The following is a 16,411-nucleotide window of genomic DNA, read 5'->3' on the forward strand; positions in this document are numbered from 1 at the left end:
TAAAACCTAAATCTGGAGAGAGTCTCTAGACAAGCCACATGGCTTGAAATCTAATGTCACAAAAATTACATAATTTTTCACGTTCTATCTCAGCATTATTTTTATCATTCACAAAACTTTAATTTATCAATAAGTGACTTTAAATAAATCTATTGTTATGCAATATTTTTAGTGATTATTTTTCAATATCTTATATATCTATTAATTCAATTGTTTAACTTCTGATCGCTTTTTCAAACTCATTATTGTGACTTGTTGGTTTATTATTCTCACAATTAATAATCAATAACCTATTCATACACTCCCTTAGGCCGCGATGAAACTTGCATTATGTAGGGCTAGACCCAATAGTATGCATAACTTGAATGATCCATTGCTTCGACCTTTATGCCTGAATTACCAGAAGTAGAAACCACTAAAACCAGTTTATTGCCATTATTGAACGAAAAGGTTCTCAAAGTTGAGGTTTTTCAGTCGAGCCTGCGTTGGCCTATTCCTGACGACATTCAAAAACTCGTCGGACAAAAGCTGCTTCAGCTCAGCCGTCGATCAAAATATATTTTGGCTGAATTTGAACATGACTGCATGCTGTGGCATTTGGGCATGTCTGGCAGTTTTCGGATTTGTGAAGGTCATGAAGCATTACGAAAGCATGATCATCTGGTGATTCATTTTGAAGATATGCAATTACGCTATCATGATCCGCGCCGTTTTGGCTGTATTTTATGGTTAGATGCATCATCTCAAAGCAAACTGATTGACACGCTTGGCCCTGAACCGCTGAGTGATGCGTTTAATGCTGAATACTTATTCCAAAAATTTAAAAATAAGCAGACCTGTATCAAAGTATCGATCATGGACAATCATATCGTAGTCGGTGTGGGCAATATTTATGCAACGGAAAGCTTATTTAACTTAGGCATACACCCTGCGCAGCCTGCATCAAGTTTGAGTTTTGAACAAGTTGAAAAAATGGTCATCGAAATCAAACGTATTTTAAAACAGGCAATTGATTTAGGCGGTTCGACGTTACGTGATTACACCAATGCGATGGGCGAAAATGGTTATTTCCAACAAACTCTGCTCGCCTACGGACGTGCCGGTGAAATGTGCATCAACTGTGAAACCATCTTGCAAAATATCAAACTAGGGCAACGTGCATCGGTGTTTTGCCCAGAGTGTCAGCCTTTAAAAAAGGTTAAAATGCTGACTAAGAAAACCGTGAAAGGAAATAACGCATGAAGTCTGCGATTGTTCGCCACATATTAGTTAAAGATAAAGAACTATGTGAGCAACTGAAAAAGAAAATCAAAGGCGGTGCGGACTTTGCCAAAATTGCAAAGCAGCATTCGACATGCCCTTCGGGTAAAAAAGGCGGTGAGCTTGGCGACATTAAAAAAGGCCAACTGGTTGGTCCAATTGATAAGGCGGTTTTTACTTTGCCCGAACGTGAACTACATGGCCCAATCAAAAGCCAGTTTGGCTGGCATTTATTAGAAATTAAGTTTCGGATGTAACATAGCACCCACATTGAACATGCTATAACGAGTATATCGCGAATATGTGCTTTTCATCTTAAAGCACATAATCCCAGTATTTTTTTCAATCGTTCAGAACATTGGCTGGCGGTTTTCAATCATATAATATAAATCATAGCAACCAGATAACATTGCACTAAATCAATTCTACTTAATAATAAATAAAGGACATTCCATTGGGCTATTACAACTATTTTCGTCTTGGCACTGTCGATACAACAGATTTTACAATCATTCGAGGTGAACGAAAGCATGCACTTATCCAAGCATTATATGATGATCAAGATATGAACCCTCATGGTGAAGTCCAGTTGGCACTAGATTTAGATGGGAATCGTAACGATGAATCAAAATGGTATGATGCGATACAGCAAATTAGCAAATTATCCAAAAATCACCCTTTAGTCTTATTTATATTAGGTCAACAAGCCTGCGCACCCGAATCACCTGAAGAAGCAAATGAAGTATTTACAGGCATTCGAAATGGCATTGTTTTTTCGACATCAGAACCTAAGTTTATGAAAATGACGCCTCAACAAAATTCACAATAAAAAACGGCACTTCAAAGTGCCGTTTTAAATGCTAAAGGATTAACCTTTACGTTTTAATTCATCACGAATTTCACGAAGTAATTCGATATCTTCTGGAGTCGCCTCTGGAGCTGGCTCTTCAACTTTTTGACGGCGCAATTTGTTCATCAATTTCACTAACCAGAATACGACCCATGCCAAAAGCAAGAAGTTGATTAAGATAGTTAAGAAGTTACCGTAAGCCAAAACATTAAGGCCTGCATCCTGTGCTGCTTTTAGCGTGGTTAAATTGTTTGGGTTATCGCCCAATACTAAGAACCAATTTGAATAATCAACGTCACCACCAAGGATCCAAGAAATAAAAGGCATGATAATGTCTTTTACCATTGAATCGATGATTTTACCGAAAGCACCACCAATGATGACACCTACAGCCAAGTCCATCACGTTGCCTTTTACGGCAAATTCTCTAAATTCTTGAATAATACTCATGTGATCTCCAGAAATTTTTTCAGCTTTAATTTTGTGACGAAGTATACATTATATCTGTATAACTATTTCCACCTAATTTACTTGGTTTTTATTAGATTCTAAATGCCATGTATAAAAATTCACACAAAACATTTTTGATTTTGGTAATACATTCTATTAAAAAGGATTTATCAAAATTATACATGTCGAATGAAATGAATAAAGTCATTCAATTTTTGCATTTTTATTCAAAACGCCCATGCATAAAAAAACCGCTAACCTAAGTCAGCGGTTTTTTTGAAACTGTAAAATTAAACGTTACGGTTACGTTTACGTTCGTTTTCAGTCAACCAGCGTTTACGGATACGGATTGACTTAGGCGTTACTTCAACTAATTCGTCGTCTTCAATAAATTCAAGCGCTTGTTCAAGCGTAAATTCAATGTGCGGAACAAGAGTCAACGCATCATCAGTACCTGAAGCACGTACGTTAGTTAACTGTTTCGCTTTAGTTGGGTTAACAGTCATGTCGTCTGAACGTGAGTTAATACCTACGATCATACCTTCGTAAACTTCTAACTGAGGTTTAGCGAATAGACGACCACGGTCTTGTAAGCTGAACAATGCATAGCCCAAGCAAGTACCTTGAACCATAGAAATCAACACACCGTTTTGACGTTTCGCAACAGTACCTTGTTTCATAGGACCGTAGTGCGAGAAGCTTGAAGTCATGATACCTGTACCTGAAGTCATAGTTAAGAATTCAGAACGGAAACCAATCAAACCACGTGAAGGAACTGTTGCTTCAATACGGATACGGCCTTTACCGTCAACTTCCATATTGGTCATTTCACCTTTACGGTGACCCATTTGTTCCATTACAGCGCCTTGGTGCTGCTCTTCAACGTCAAACGTTACGTTTTCGTATGGCTCTTGTTTTTCACCATCAATTTCTTTGATGATTACTTGTGGACGAGATACGCCCATTTCGAAGCCTTCACGACGCATGTTTTCAATAAGAACTGAAAGGTGAAGCTCACCACGACCAGATACTTTGAAACGGTCAGGACTGTCAGTATCTTCAACACGTAATGCTACGTTGTGAATCAATTCGCGATCTAGACGTTCACGGATATTACGTGAAGTTACGAATTTACCTTCTTTACCAGCAAACGGTGAGTTGTTTACTTGGAAAGTCATCGATACTGTAGGTTCGTCTACAGAAAGTGCAGGTAAAGCTTCAACTGCTTTTGGATCACAGATTGTGTCAGAGATATGAAGTTCATCGATACCCGTTACACAAACGATGTCACCAGCAGAAGCTGATTCAACATCGATACGCTCTAAACCATGGTAACCCATGATTTTTAAGATACGACCGTTACGTGTTTTACCGTCTTTGTCGATTACAGTTACAGGAGTGTTTAATTTCACTGAACCACGTTGAATACGACCAACACCGATAACACCTACGAAGCTGTTATAGTCAAGTGAAGACACTTGCATTTGGAATGGACCGTCAACGTCAACCGCTGGTGGTTCAACGATGTCTACAATTGTTTCGAACAATGGAGTCATGTCTTCAGCAAGTTCTTCTGGAGATGGACCAGCCACACCACGAAGACCTGAAGCATATACAACTGGGAAGTCTAACTGTTCGTCAGAACCACCAAGGTTGTCGAACAAATCGAATACTTGGTCAATTACCCAGTCTGGACGAGCGTTTGGCTTGTCGACTTTGTTAATAATTACGATTGGTTTCAAACCACGTGCGAACGCTTTTTGCGTTACAAAACGAGTTTGTGGCATTGGGCCTTCTTGAGAGTCAACAAGAAGAAGTACGCAGTCAACCATTGACATTACACGTTCTACTTCACCACCGAAGTCGGCGTGTCCCGGGGTATCCACGATATTGATACGGTATTCAGTGTTAGTACGCTTGTCTAACCATTTGATTGCAGTGTTTTTTGCAAGAATGGTAATACCACGTTCACTTTCAATAGCGCCAGAATCCATTACACGTTCGATCTCGCCTGCGCGATCGCCAAGAGCACCTGATTGCTGTAAAAGTTTGTCTACAAGAGTAGTTTTACCATGGTCGACGTGCGCGATGATGGCAATGTTACGGAGAGTTTTAATATCTGACATGTGAATTCGATACGCCTAAAGTTTGAGGGCAAATTATACAGAAAAAATATAGATTTTAGTAGTGACAGTTTATTGACAATCGCATTTTTTTTGACGACTGGCACGCTTTTGGTTTTGTAAAGCTGTGTAAACAGATTAGAATAGCGCCACCTAGCCTTAATTTTCAGTGCCGCATGTCTGATTTAAACCAATCTCCCGAAGCAAAAGATCAACTCGATTTAGTCTATGGATTGAATGATCGACCAAAACCTTTTATTGCTTTTCTCGCTGCGTTTCAACATTTATTGGCCATTATTGTCCCAATTGTGACGCCGGGTCTGCTGATCTGTTTGGCACTTGGTGTGTCAAAAGAAGACACCAATATGATTCTGTCGATGTCATTGGTGATCTCTGGTATCGCAACCTTTTTACAATGTAAAAAAGTCGGTCCATTTGGTGCAGGTCTCCTGATTGTACAAGGAACCAGCTTTAACTTTATTGGTCCTATTATCGGTATTGGTTCTGCAATGGTTGCGGCAGGTACACCTGTAGAAGCAGTGATGGCATCTATCTTTGGTGTGGTGATCGCGGGTTCATTCATTGAAATGGGTGTGTCACGAATTTTACCGTGGGTGAAAAAACTGATCACTCCATTGGTAACAGGTATCGTGGTGTTATTGATTGGTCTGACTTTAATTAAAGAAGGCCTGATCAGCATGGGTGGTGGTTATCAAGCCATGGGCGATAAAACATTTGCCAATGCAGACAACCTCATCATGTCATGTACCGTTTTGGCACTGATCATTTTATTGAACCGTGTGCGTATTACATGGGTAAAAAGTTCTGCCATCCTAATTGCCTTAGTCGTGGGTTACATCCTTGCAGGCTTTATGGGTCATTTAAACTTTGATGGTTTAAAAGATGCGCCACTGGTTCAAATTCCAACACCGATGCACTTTGGCTTAAGCTTCTCTTGGAGCTTGTTTATTCCAATGGCATTTATCTACCTTGTGACATCTTTGGAAGCGATTGGCGATATTACCGCGACTTCTAAGCTTTCAAATCAAGCTGTAGATGGCCCTGAATGGATGAAGCGTATTAAAGGTGGTGTATTGGTGAATGGTGCAAACTCATTCCTTGCCGGTATCTTTAACACGTTCCCAAGTTCTGTATTTGCGCAAAACAACGGTGTTATTCAGTTAACAGGTGTTGCAAGCCGCTATGTAGGCATTTGGATTGCTGCCTTATTGGTTATTTTAGGCTTACTTCCTGCTGTAGCAGGTGTCATTCAAGCGGTTCCACAAGCCGTGCTTGGTGGTGCTGTGATGGTGATGTTCGGTGCTGTGGCTGCCTCTGGTATTAATATTTTGTCAGGCATTCATTTAGACCGCCGCGCACTATTAATCATTGCGATTTCATTGGCATTGGGTCTAGGTGTTGCACAAGTACCACAAATCCTTGAACATCTTCCTGAATTGTTCCGTAATATCTTCAGTTCAGGCGTTGCCACTGGTGGTATCGCTGCCCTTATTTTGAATATTGTTCTTCCTGAAGTGAAGAAGTAAGTTCATTTGTCAAAGAACACTGCCTAGGTTCCGCCCTAGGCAGTGTTTTTTATGATGGAGAAATCTATGGATCTCACAAGTGAAGTCGTTATACGACAGATCGATTTATTACAAGATCGCGTGCTTTTCGTAAATGCACCGACAGATGACTTACTCAGTCAATTGAATGACAATATTAAGCCATCGATTTGGTGCTGGAATTTTAATGATTTTCAGTACTTTCAAAATCAACAGTCAAACGTCCATTTTGGTGTCGATTTTCCTGAGGGTCAGTTTGATCAAGCGGTTATTTTTGTTCCAAAATCAAAAGAACTGCTAAATTATTTATTACACAATGTCGCAAGTCATCTTGCTCAAGGTGCTTCTATTTTCCTCGTGGGTGAGAAAAAAGGCGGTGTTGAACGCGCTGCAAAACAATTACAGCCCTTTGGTAAAACACTAAAAATTGATAGCGCGCGTCACTGTCAAATGTGGCAAACCCTATTGGAAAAAACTGTCACACTGAAGCCACTGCAAGATTGGGTGCAAAAATATTCAGTTGAAACCCCAAATGGTGAGCTTACGATTTGCGCACTGCCTGGCGTATTTAGCCAGAACCGTTTAGATGTGGGTACGGCTACCTTATTGCCTTATTTATCACAAGTCACTTCGGGCAAAATTGCAGATTTTGGCTGTGGTGCGGGTGTTATCAGTGCTTATTTAGCCAAACTGAATCCTAAAAATCGTATCTTTGCCATGGATGTAGATGCCTTTGCATTGGCGTCTACACAAATGACATTTGAACAAAATTTGCTTGAACCTGAACAACTTGAGATTAAAGCGGTCACAGGAATCGAGGATGCTCCATTATTTTTACATGCCATAGTCAGCAATCCACCCTTCCATCAAGGGATTCAAACCGACTACAATGCCAGTGAAAATCTATGCAAAACTTCGCGCAGACATTTGAAGTCTGGGGGTGAGCTTTGGATTGTTGCCAACCGATTCCTCAATTATCCGACTTTAATTGAGCAGCATTATGGTCAATGTACAATCAAAGCCGACCAACAAGGATTTAAAGTCTTGTTTGCGAGCACGCAAAAAAATCTTAAGGAACAATGATGAGCGAAATTCAAAAACCAGCTCAACTTCAACGTAAGTTGGGTGCTCGCCATCTCAACATGATTGCAATTGGTGGTTCAATTGGTACAGGCTTATTTCTAGCCTCTGGAGCAACCATTGCCAATGCAGGCCCGGGTGGCGCCCTGCTTGCATACTGCTTAATTGGTATCATGATTTACTTCTTGATGACCAGTCTAGGTGAGCTTGCAACACATAATCCAACTTCGGGTGCATTCTTTACCTACGGCACCAAATATGTCGAGGGTGGTTTCGGCTTCGCTTTGGGTTGGAACTATTGGTATAACTGGGCGATTACCGTGGCATTTGAATTGGTTGCAGTCCAATTCATTATGAAATTCTGGTTTCCAGATATTCCGGGCTTCTACTGGAGTGCGATTTTCCTCGCAATCGTCTTTGCTATTAATGCGCTGACCGTAAAAGGCTTTGGTGAATCAGAATTCTTCTTCTCCCTAGTTAAAGTGCTCGCAATTGTTGCCTTTATCATTATCGGTTTGTTTATGATTGGCAAAATCATGCTGACACCGGGCGTAGAAACATTTGCCAACTGGACCAAGGGTGAAGCCCCATTTGTCGGCGGTTTATCTGCCTTGATTGGTGTGGCCATGATTGCCGGTTTCTCTTTCCAAGGGACTGAAATGGTTGGTGTGGCTGCAGGTGAATCGAAAGATCCTGAAAAGACCATTCCTATTGCCATCAAGCAAATTTTCTGGCGTATCTTGTTGTTTTATATCGTGTGTATTTTCATTATCGGCACTCTTATTGCCTATGATGACCCACGTTTATTACAAGCAGCATCTACTGAAAATATTGCACTATCACCATTTACCTTACTGTATGAAAAAGCAGGTTTTGCCTTTGCTGCATCGGTGATGAATGCGGTGATCTTAACTGCGATTTTATCAGCGGGTAACTCTGGTATGTACTCCTCTACCCGTATGCTCTTTGATATGGCACGTAAAGGCAGTGCGCCGAAAGTCTTTGGTCGCTTAGATGCACGTGGCGTACCAATGAATGCACTTTATGCAACTACAGCGATTGCGGCACTGTGCTTCTTAACCACATTTATCGGTGAACAAGCGGTCTTTAACTGGTTACTGAACATGTCAGGTATGTGTGGCTTTATTGTGTGGCTCGGTATTGCAGTTTCACATTATCGCTTCCGTAAAGGCTACTTGGCTCAAGGCAATAAATTAGAAGATCTTGCTTACCGTGCAAAATTCTTCCCATTTGCACCGTGGTTTGCCTTTATTTTGTGTGCCATCGTGGTCCTTGGTCAGAACTATCAAGCCGTTTTAGATGGTGAATGGTTGGCCGTTGTTTCTACCTATATTGGTATTTTCTTATTCCTTGCTATTTGGTTCGGTTATAAGTGGAAACACAAAACCAAGTTGGTTCCATATCAAGAAATGGATGTAAAACCAATGAAAGTTGATCAAGAATAATCTGATCACTGAATAAAAAAAGCAGCCTAAGGGCTGCTTTTTTTATGGCTAAAATTGTGTCTCAATACATTCACGCTTTAACAAAATGCTTAGTGAGTAATGTTGAGGAATGCTGTCTGATTTATCACCAACAACTGACACGCTCACTCAATCATGTTAAGCAGCAAAATAAAAACGCCCAATGCAATGCATCAGGCGTTTGTTCAAAAGTCACAACCTTTTCAGGTTTGATTTTCAATACTTAAGAAGCATTATGCTGTTGTACAAAGGCAATGAACTCTTCTTCGCTCATCACAGGTACACCCAGCTTTTCAGCCTTTTCTAATTTAGAACCTGCCTTTTCACCCGCAACTACACATTTGGTTTTACCCGAAACGCTCCCACTAACACGTGCGCCTAAGGCTTGAAGCATTTGCGTCGCTTCATCACGACCCATGGTACTCAAGGTCCCTGTAATCACCCAACTCTCACCATTCAGTGGCTGACGACTTGGCGCAACGGGTGCATCCCAATGAATCCCTGCTGCCAACAAACGATCAACCACTTCGAGATTATGCGGCGCTTGGAAAAAGTCGACAATCCATTCTGCGGTAATATCACCAACGTCTGGTGTTTTCTTCAAGGATTCGAGATCTGCATGGCGAATCGCATCAAAGGTTTGGAAAGTATTGGCGAGCATGCGTGCCGTGGTTTCACCCACGCCTCGAATGCCGAGTGCATAAATAAATGCACCTAGTGTCGTTTTCTTACTATTTTCAATGGAATCGATAAGGTTTTGAACCGACTTCTCACCCATTTTTTCAATGGTCAGTAATTTTTCACGATGCTCATGCAAGCTATAAATATCAGCAACATCTTTGAGCAGATCCAAATGTAAAAGTGATTCCGCCCAACGGTCGCCTAAGCCCTCAATGTCCATAGCTTTACGCGATACAAAGTGACGAATCGCCTCAATACGCTGTGCAGCACAGTACAAACCACCTGAACAACGTGCCAAGGCTTCACCTTCTGGCATCACGACAGGAGATGCACAGACTGGGCAACATGCAGGTAACTGAACTTCTACCGTATCTACAGGGCGGAATTCAGGCCATACTTTTTCCACTTTTGGAATCACATCACCACTACGGTATACACTGACCGTGTCACCCACACGTACATCTAAACGATGAATTTCACCAATATTATGTAGGGTGACATTGGAAACTGTTACCCCACCGACTGCCACAGGGTTTAAACGCGCGACTGGGGTCAAAGTCCCTGTACGCCCCACTTGCCAATCAATATTTTCAACCGTCGTGAGCGCTGCGACTGCAGGGAATTTATATGCCGTTGCCCAGCGCGGTTCACGACTTAAAAAACCCAGTGTTTGCTGTTGCTTCAGGCTGTTTACCTTAATCACCATGCCATCAATTTCAACACTCAGGCTTGGACGATCAATAATCATTTGCTCATACGCAGCTTGTACGTCCTGAATGCTGTCACAAATAAAGTGACGTTCACCGACAGCAAAACCAAACTGTGTCAGCCATTCTAAGCTAGCAGACATGGTGGTTTGACCATGATGTGGTTCGCACTGTGCAATGCCATAGGCATAAAAAGCCAAAGGACGTGAAGCCGCAATTGCAGGGTCGAGTTGACGTAAGCTGCCTGCTGCTGCATTTCGTGGATTGGCAAAGGTTTTTTCACCTTTGGCTTCGTTTTCAGCATTGAGCTTTTCAAAGCCTGACTTTGGCATCAGGACTTCACCACGGACTTCTAGCAGACTTGGAATATCAGTCTGTGTAGAAGTCAGTACTTTAGGTAAATTACGAATGGTTTTTACATTTTGGGTAATGTCTTCCCCAGTTTCACCATCACCCCGTGTCACACCACGGACTAAAATGCCATTTTCATACCAGAGAGAAATCGCCAGTCCATCAAATTTTAATTCGACATCATATTCAATTTTTTGATTCGGTAAGCGCTCTTCCGCACGACGGGCAAAGGCAAATAAATCTTCTGCATTAAATACATTACCCAATGACAACATGGGTACTGCATGGGTTACAGATTCAAACTTAGACAAGGCCTTTCCACCCACTTTTGTGGTTGGTGTATCAGGTTGCACTAAATCAGGATGTTGCTCTTCTAAGGTTTTTAATTGGTGAAAAAGTTGATCATATTCACTGTCCTCAATTTCTGGCGTGTCCATGACATAGTAGGCATGGTTATGTTTCGCCAATAGTTGAATCAGTTGTCGCATCTGTGCAACGACAGTGGATTGTTGTGTCATACATTCACCATAAAAAAGGGCGGTTCATGCTCCGCCCTCAAATTTCATTATCTGTTGCTATTATAGAAACCCACTCGGTGAGTTTCAATCAAAGACGTTTAGACTTCGATAGCTTGACCTTGACGATAATCAATCGCTTGATGACGCCAATGTTCACGCATCTGCGGTGTAAATTCTTGGTTATTTTGATCATACACAGTACCGTCAATTTCACGGGCAATTAGACGTGAAATGCTATCCATGGTATCAAAGGCATTTTGTACATCGCTGTGTGGCAGCGCTAAGAAGAAAGCCAAACCTTTTACTTCTTCAGTCGATAAAGTTTCAAGATCAAAACCTTGCGCAGCGCCATCATTATTCATTTGCAATACAGAGAATAATAACTTTGTACCTTCTTCATCATAGCGATGGAAACAGGCCATTTCGCCAAAGCGTAAACCGTATTTCAGTAAAACTTTTAATGCTTTTTCACCCGACAAGGCACGGCTATCTGGGAACACATTTAAGGCGATATAAGTTTCCGCAGTTGCTAAAGCACTTTCTTCATCAACAATTTTTTGTTCATGTAAATGCGCATCCAAAATACTGCTTTCTTCATCAAAATCGCTGATTTCAGCTTTTTCAATTGCGCTATTTACACTAAATTCTGGCGCTTTTTCTACAGGAACAGCGTCTGCCTGAACGTTCGTCGCAGGAGTCGCGGCGTCATTGGCATCGGCGGCTACAGATGCAACCGTTGTAGATTCTGTTGCTTCGGTAGACAAAGTACTGTCTTCTGTTGCAGTTTGAGCTTTTTCAACTGAAACGGGATCCGTCGTAGTCGTCTCAGTCTTTGCAATAGCCTCAACGCTTTGCTCAGCTTGTTCTGTTGCCATTGCTTCTTGCGTTACATTCGCTTGAGCAGTTTCAATCGTTTCAACCGCTGTGACTTTTTCCTCAGCTAAGGTCGGCTCTACACGTTGCGTGGTTTCAGGTGTATTTAACTGATTTCGTACATGGCGCGGAATAACAGGTTGCTGACTATCAGGGTCAATATGTAATTCAGTGTCGAGTGATGGCGCTGCATCTGCAGGTTTACGAAACATCATTCGAATGCCCACAACCATGATAATTACAGCGATTACAATCCCAGCTATAGTGGTGATTTCCATGTTATGCCTCCGCAGCTAAACCGTATTCTTTGGCCTGCTCAATATTCACAGTCACTAATTTTGAAGTTCCTGGTTCTGGCATGGTCACACCAAGTAAGTCAGTTGCCATTGTCATTGCCAGTTTATTGTGTGTAATGTAGATAAATTGCACTTGTTCTGAAAGCTCTTTTACAAGATTACAAAATCTTCCTACATTTGCATCGTCTAAAGGTGCATCGACTTCGTCTAAAACGCAAAATGGTGCAGGATTTAGGCGGAAAATCGCAAAAACCAAAGCCAATGCGGTCAGTGCCTTTTCACCACCTGACAATAATGCCAAAGAGCTGTTTCGTTTACCCGGTGGTCGTGCCATCAGTTTTACACCCGATTGCCAACCATCTTCAAGGCTTAAACTTGCTTCACCACCATTAAATACTTTCGGAAATAACGCTTGAAGTTCTGTATTGACCTTATCAAAAGTGGTCATAAACAGCTTTCGCGTTTCCTGATCAATGCTTTTCATCGCAGCTTGCAGTTGTTCAACGGTCTTTTGCAAGTCATCAATTTGGTGGCTTAAATCATCAAAGCGTTTAGAAACTTCAGTATATTCTTCTGCCGCAGCCAAGTTGACTGCACCCAATTTATCAAACTGCTGCTGTGCTTTTTCTAGTTTTTGCTGATGGGATACCACATCAATGCTTAAACCTGTCAGCATTTCGCTGTTCATTTCTTTCAGCTGTTCAGAATAATGCTGCAAATCAGACTGCGCGGATTGCCAAGCCAAACGCTTTTCTTCCAATTGCGTACGCAATTTTTCATCTTGCTGTTGATGTGAATGGCGTTGTTCCGTCAATGTCTGTTGTTTGCTCTGAACATTATTGAGTTCAAGCTGCCAGTCATTCCAGGTTTTTTGTAAACGTTCAGTGACTTGAGCCTGCTCTGAATACTGTGACTCAAGCGCAGGCAATTCTAACTGTACCGGATCGACAAATTTCTTTGCCTGCTCCATCTGTCCAATAATTTGCTGAGTTTGCGCTTTCAAAAAGACCGTGTCTTTTTCTAATAATTCAATCTGTTGTTTTGTCTGTACAGACTGACGACGCACAATTTCCAATTCTTGCTGACTGTGTAATGCCACTTGCTGAGCACTTTCCAGTGCTAGACTCAACTCTTCAACTTGGAATTGCAAGGTTTTATAATTAGGCAAAGCTTGCTCAAGCTTCATCGTCAGCGCATGCAGATCTATTTCCAAATCATCTTTTTGCATGGCATCTTCTTCAAGCTGTGCTTCAAGTTGCTGCAATTGATCTTCTAACTGCTGCTTTTGTAAGGCAAAAGCCTGATGGGAACTTTGTACCTTCGCAATCGCAACATCAGCATTTTGAATGTCTTTTTGCCAATTTTTTAATTGGCTATGTTGCTGTTGCAGATTTTGCTGTAAAGCTTGTACGGCATTTTGTAACTCAGGCAATTGGCCTTCTAGTTGCGTCAGCTTTGGCTGCTGCTCTGCAAGTAATTCAGTCAATTCATCCAAACGAATACGGTGGCTCAATGCACCTTGCCCTGCTTGGCTGTCCTCATCATAGTCTAGACCAATAACCCAATCCGCACCGACATGATAACCATCGAGCGTGAGTATTGACTGACCTGCGGCCAGTTTAGCCTGATGGCTCAATGCCATCGTCAATGTTTCAGTAATCGCGACCTGCTGCCAGATCGAAAGTTGTGGTGCTTCAATCCACGTCGCCAAAGCGTCTAATCCAACGATTTGTGCTGCTGTGTGAAGACTGCCTTTGACCTGACGTGCAATACTGTCTTGAAAATTATCACTGTGTCCTAAGACTTGGGCACTCAGCCATTTAGACAAAAATTTCTCGACCAGTTGTGCATGCTGTTTACCTTGTGTGCTCAACTGCAACTGCTGCATTAAATGTTGACGCTGACTTTGCTGCTTTGGACTAGCTTTAATCATCAATTGATTTAGGTTTTTATGCTCTGACAACAGCACCTGTATCTCTGACTTTAGCTGCAACACCGTATTTTTGTGCTGTGCCTGCTGTTCTTGTGCAGCTGCAAGCTGTGCTTGAGTTTCGGCAATCACCAGCTCTTGTTGCACAATTTGCTGTTCGAGCTGCTGCTTATCTTGCTGATACTGCTCCAACTCATCTTGCTGCGCCTGATGCTGAATTTGACCTCGTTGCTGTTGCAGAGTCTCACGCTGTTGCTCAATACGACCAATATTTTTGGTCAATTGTTCACTCTGCGCCAACATCTGTAGCTTTTGCTGTTGCTGCTTTTCAACTTGCCCACGGCATTGTTCAAATTGTTGAACCGCTTGTTGATGCTGAGCTTTCAAATCGGCCAATTGTTGAGTCTGATCTTGACTACTGCTTTCTTGGCGCTGTAATTGCTCAACAAATCCATCTTGCTGTTCTTGCAGCGTTTCCAGTTGTAACTCTAATAGCTGTAAACGTTCTTTGGTTTGAGCTTTTTGCTTTTCAAGCTCCACCAAACTTGCCGAATTTTGTGCAAATAAACCCTGCTTTTGCTCCAGCGTCATTTTCAACTCAGACAGTTTCTTTTCCGCCTGTTGCCATTCACTTTGTAATGGCGTGGACTGTTGAATAAGCCGTTGAAATAAAGCACTGGTGGAAGATAAGTCATGCTCTAGAGTATTCAGCTCAGAACGAACCAGTTTGAAGGTTTCCCCGAGCTCATTCATCTGAAGCGTGTATTCTTGCTGTAAACGCGTGCTTTGTTCACATTGGAAAGACAACACTTCGATCTTAATGGTACGAATTTGGGTTTCTAATTCTTTGTATTGCACCGCCGTTTCAGACTGGCGTTTTAAGGTTTTCAGCTGAGATTTCAGTTCTGATGCAATGTCTTCGAGACGTTCTAAGTTTTGAGTGGTGTGTTCTAGATGCTGTAAAGTTTCACGACGACGAGCTTGATAGCGAGAAACCCCAGCGGCTTCTTCAATATACACACGCATTTCTTCAGGTTTGGCATCGACCAAACGGTTGATCATGCCCTGTTCAATAATCGCATACGAACGTGGACCTAAACCGGTACCTAAGAAAATATCGGTAATATCACGACGGCGGCATTTGGTGCCGTTGAGGAAATATTCGGATTTACCATCACGATTGACCTGACGACGAACTGCTAGTTCAGTATAGGCATTATAAGCGCCACCTAGCTTGCCATAGGTATTATCAAAACGCAGTTCAACACTCGCCATCCCGACTGGTTTACGCTTGGCCGTTCCGGTAAAAATAACATCTTGCATGGTGCCACCACGCAATTGACGGGCACTGGATTCACCCATAACCCAACGAATGGCATCAATCACATTGGATTTACCACAGCCGTTCGGTCCAACAACCGCACTACGGTTGCCTTCAAATTTTAGAGTTGTGCTATCGGCAAAAGATTTGAAGCCGGAAAGTTTTAAACTGCTTAAACGCATAATGTCCTGATCAGCGGCGTGAACGTCTCGCCCACGCTAATTCGATTTGTTTCATCCGTGTTAGTGATTCCAACACAAGGTTGCGTAAGTGTCGACAAAAATCTTCCATAAATAAAGTGGCTTGATGTGATTTTCTGATTAAAACTGCATCAGTCACTAATTTAAACAAATCAAAAGATTCTTGTATTTCACGTCGTGAAATATTCAGTGTCAGGAAATAACTGCGTCTGAGTGATGGCAACAATTCTTGGTAATAACGCATCAGGTAGGTATTTCCCACCATTTCATGCTGACGAGCCATGCCCTGAAAAATCAGATCATAAAACTTTTCAGTATTGCCTTGGCGAGTTTCCACGTCTAATTGTTCAAGTAATAACTGAATACGCTCAGCTTCATGGCTGCGCCACGTTTCCGCCATACGATGCACAATTTGACCCAACAATAATGCTGCAATATCAAATAATGAGCGCACTTGTAAAGCCGACATTTCAGAGACTAAGGCGCCACGGCGTGGGTAGATTTCAATGAGCTGGGTCCGTTCTAAAATCAATAAAGCTTCACGAACAGAGCCACGGCTCACATCCAATTCGGCCGCAATTCTGAGTTCCTGAATACGCTCGCCTTCGACCAACTCACCGCGAATGATTTGTTCACCGATGTGTTTGGCAATTTGTTCTGACAAACTGTCCGCTTCTTGTTGTTGCATACTGTTCCTATCTTTTTTTATAAGATGCAATGTT

12 protein-coding genes are annotated in these 16,411 nt (G+C 42.0%); 6 read left to right on the forward strand and 6 right to left on the reverse strand.

Annotated elements, in window-relative coordinates; all coding sequences use genetic code 11:
* Positions 1 to 387: 387 nt before the first annotated feature.
* From mutM to FTU06_RS12710, 3 genes are all read left to right on the forward strand, one after another.
* Positions 388 to 1,242, forward strand: coding sequence for a bifunctional DNA-formamidopyrimidine glycosylase/DNA-(apurinic or apyrimidinic site) lyase (gene mutM, locus FTU06_RS12700; protein WP_180048981.1), 855 nt, complete (start codon positions 388 to 390; stop codon positions 1,240 to 1,242).
* Entirely contained in the window at positions 1,239 to 1,517 is a 279-nt protein-coding gene (locus FTU06_RS12705; protein ID WP_078192338.1) for a peptidylprolyl isomerase, read from the forward strand. Before mutM ends, FTU06_RS12705 begins: the two co-directional genes overlap by 4 nt.
* Positions 1,518 to 1,714: 197 nt before the next feature.
* Positions 1,715 to 2,089, forward strand: a complete 375-nt coding sequence (locus FTU06_RS12710) for a hypothetical protein (RefSeq protein WP_005007840.1) — start codon at positions 1,715 to 1,717, stop codon at positions 2,087 to 2,089.
* A gap of 39 nt (positions 2,090 to 2,128) precedes the next feature.
* Here the strand turns inward: FTU06_RS12710 and mscL are convergent, their stop codons facing one another.
* Positions 2,129 to 2,560, reverse strand: coding sequence for a large conductance mechanosensitive channel protein MscL (gene mscL / locus FTU06_RS12715; RefSeq protein ID WP_078192339.1), 432 nt, complete (start codon positions 2,558 to 2,560; stop codon positions 2,129 to 2,131).
* A 290-nt stretch (positions 2,561 to 2,850) separates the two neighbouring features.
* A complete protein-coding gene (gene typA / locus FTU06_RS12720; protein WP_078192340.1) occupies positions 2,851 to 4,686 on the reverse strand; it encodes a translational GTPase TypA in 1,836 nt (611 codons plus the stop codon).
* A 173-nt stretch (positions 4,687 to 4,859) separates the two neighbouring features.
* Here typA and FTU06_RS12725 point away from each other — a divergent pair, with 173 nt between their 5' ends.
* The 3 genes from FTU06_RS12725 (at position 4,860) to FTU06_RS12735 (ending at position 8,794) form a co-directional block, all read left to right on the forward strand.
* Positions 4,860 to 6,230 (forward strand): uracil-xanthine permease family protein, encoded by a 1,371-nt coding sequence (locus FTU06_RS12725; RefSeq protein WP_078191151.1) that lies wholly within the window; start codon positions 4,860 to 4,862, stop codon positions 6,228 to 6,230.
* A gap of 66 nt (positions 6,231 to 6,296) precedes the next feature.
* A complete protein-coding gene (locus tag FTU06_RS12730) occupies positions 6,297 to 7,331 on the forward strand; it encodes a methyltransferase (protein WP_180094395.1) in 1,035 nt (344 codons plus the stop codon).
* Positions 7,331 to 8,794 (forward strand): amino acid permease, encoded by a 1,464-nt coding sequence (locus FTU06_RS12735; RefSeq protein WP_180089177.1) that lies wholly within the window; start codon positions 7,331 to 7,333, stop codon positions 8,792 to 8,794. The genes FTU06_RS12730 and FTU06_RS12735 overlap by 1 nt, the downstream gene beginning before the upstream one ends.
* Before the next feature lie 241 nt (positions 8,795 to 9,035).
* Here FTU06_RS12735 and ligA read toward each other — a convergent pair whose 3' ends face one another.
* The 4 genes from ligA to FTU06_RS12755 form a co-directional block, all read right to left on the reverse strand.
* On the reverse strand, positions 9,036 to 11,069 hold the full coding sequence (ligA, locus tag FTU06_RS12740) for an NAD-dependent DNA ligase LigA (RefSeq protein WP_180089176.1): 2,034 nt from the start codon (positions 11,067 to 11,069) through the stop codon (positions 9,036 to 9,038).
* 98 nt (positions 11,070 to 11,167) lie between these two features.
* A complete protein-coding gene (locus FTU06_RS12745) occupies positions 11,168 to 12,220 on the reverse strand; it encodes a cell division protein ZipA C-terminal FtsZ-binding domain-containing protein (RefSeq protein WP_180089175.1) in 1,053 nt (350 codons plus the stop codon).
* Position 12,221: 1 nt separating this feature from the next.
* Positions 12,222 to 15,671 (reverse strand): chromosome segregation protein SMC, encoded by a 3,450-nt coding sequence (gene smc, locus FTU06_RS12750; protein WP_180146988.1) that lies wholly within the window; start codon positions 15,669 to 15,671, stop codon positions 12,222 to 12,224.
* A 10-nt stretch (positions 15,672 to 15,681) separates the two neighbouring features.
* Positions 15,682 to 16,377 carry a GntR family transcriptional regulator gene (locus tag FTU06_RS12755; RefSeq protein WP_180021411.1) on the reverse strand — a complete coding sequence of 232 codons (696 nt, stop codon included), beginning with the start codon at positions 16,375 to 16,377 and terminating at the stop codon, positions 15,682 to 15,684.
* Positions 16,378 to 16,411: the final 34 nt, after the last annotated feature.

This window comes from Acinetobacter sp. YH12052 (genome assembly GCF_013419835.1).
Lineage (GTDB): Bacteria > Pseudomonadota > Gammaproteobacteria > Pseudomonadales > Moraxellaceae > Acinetobacter > Acinetobacter amyesii.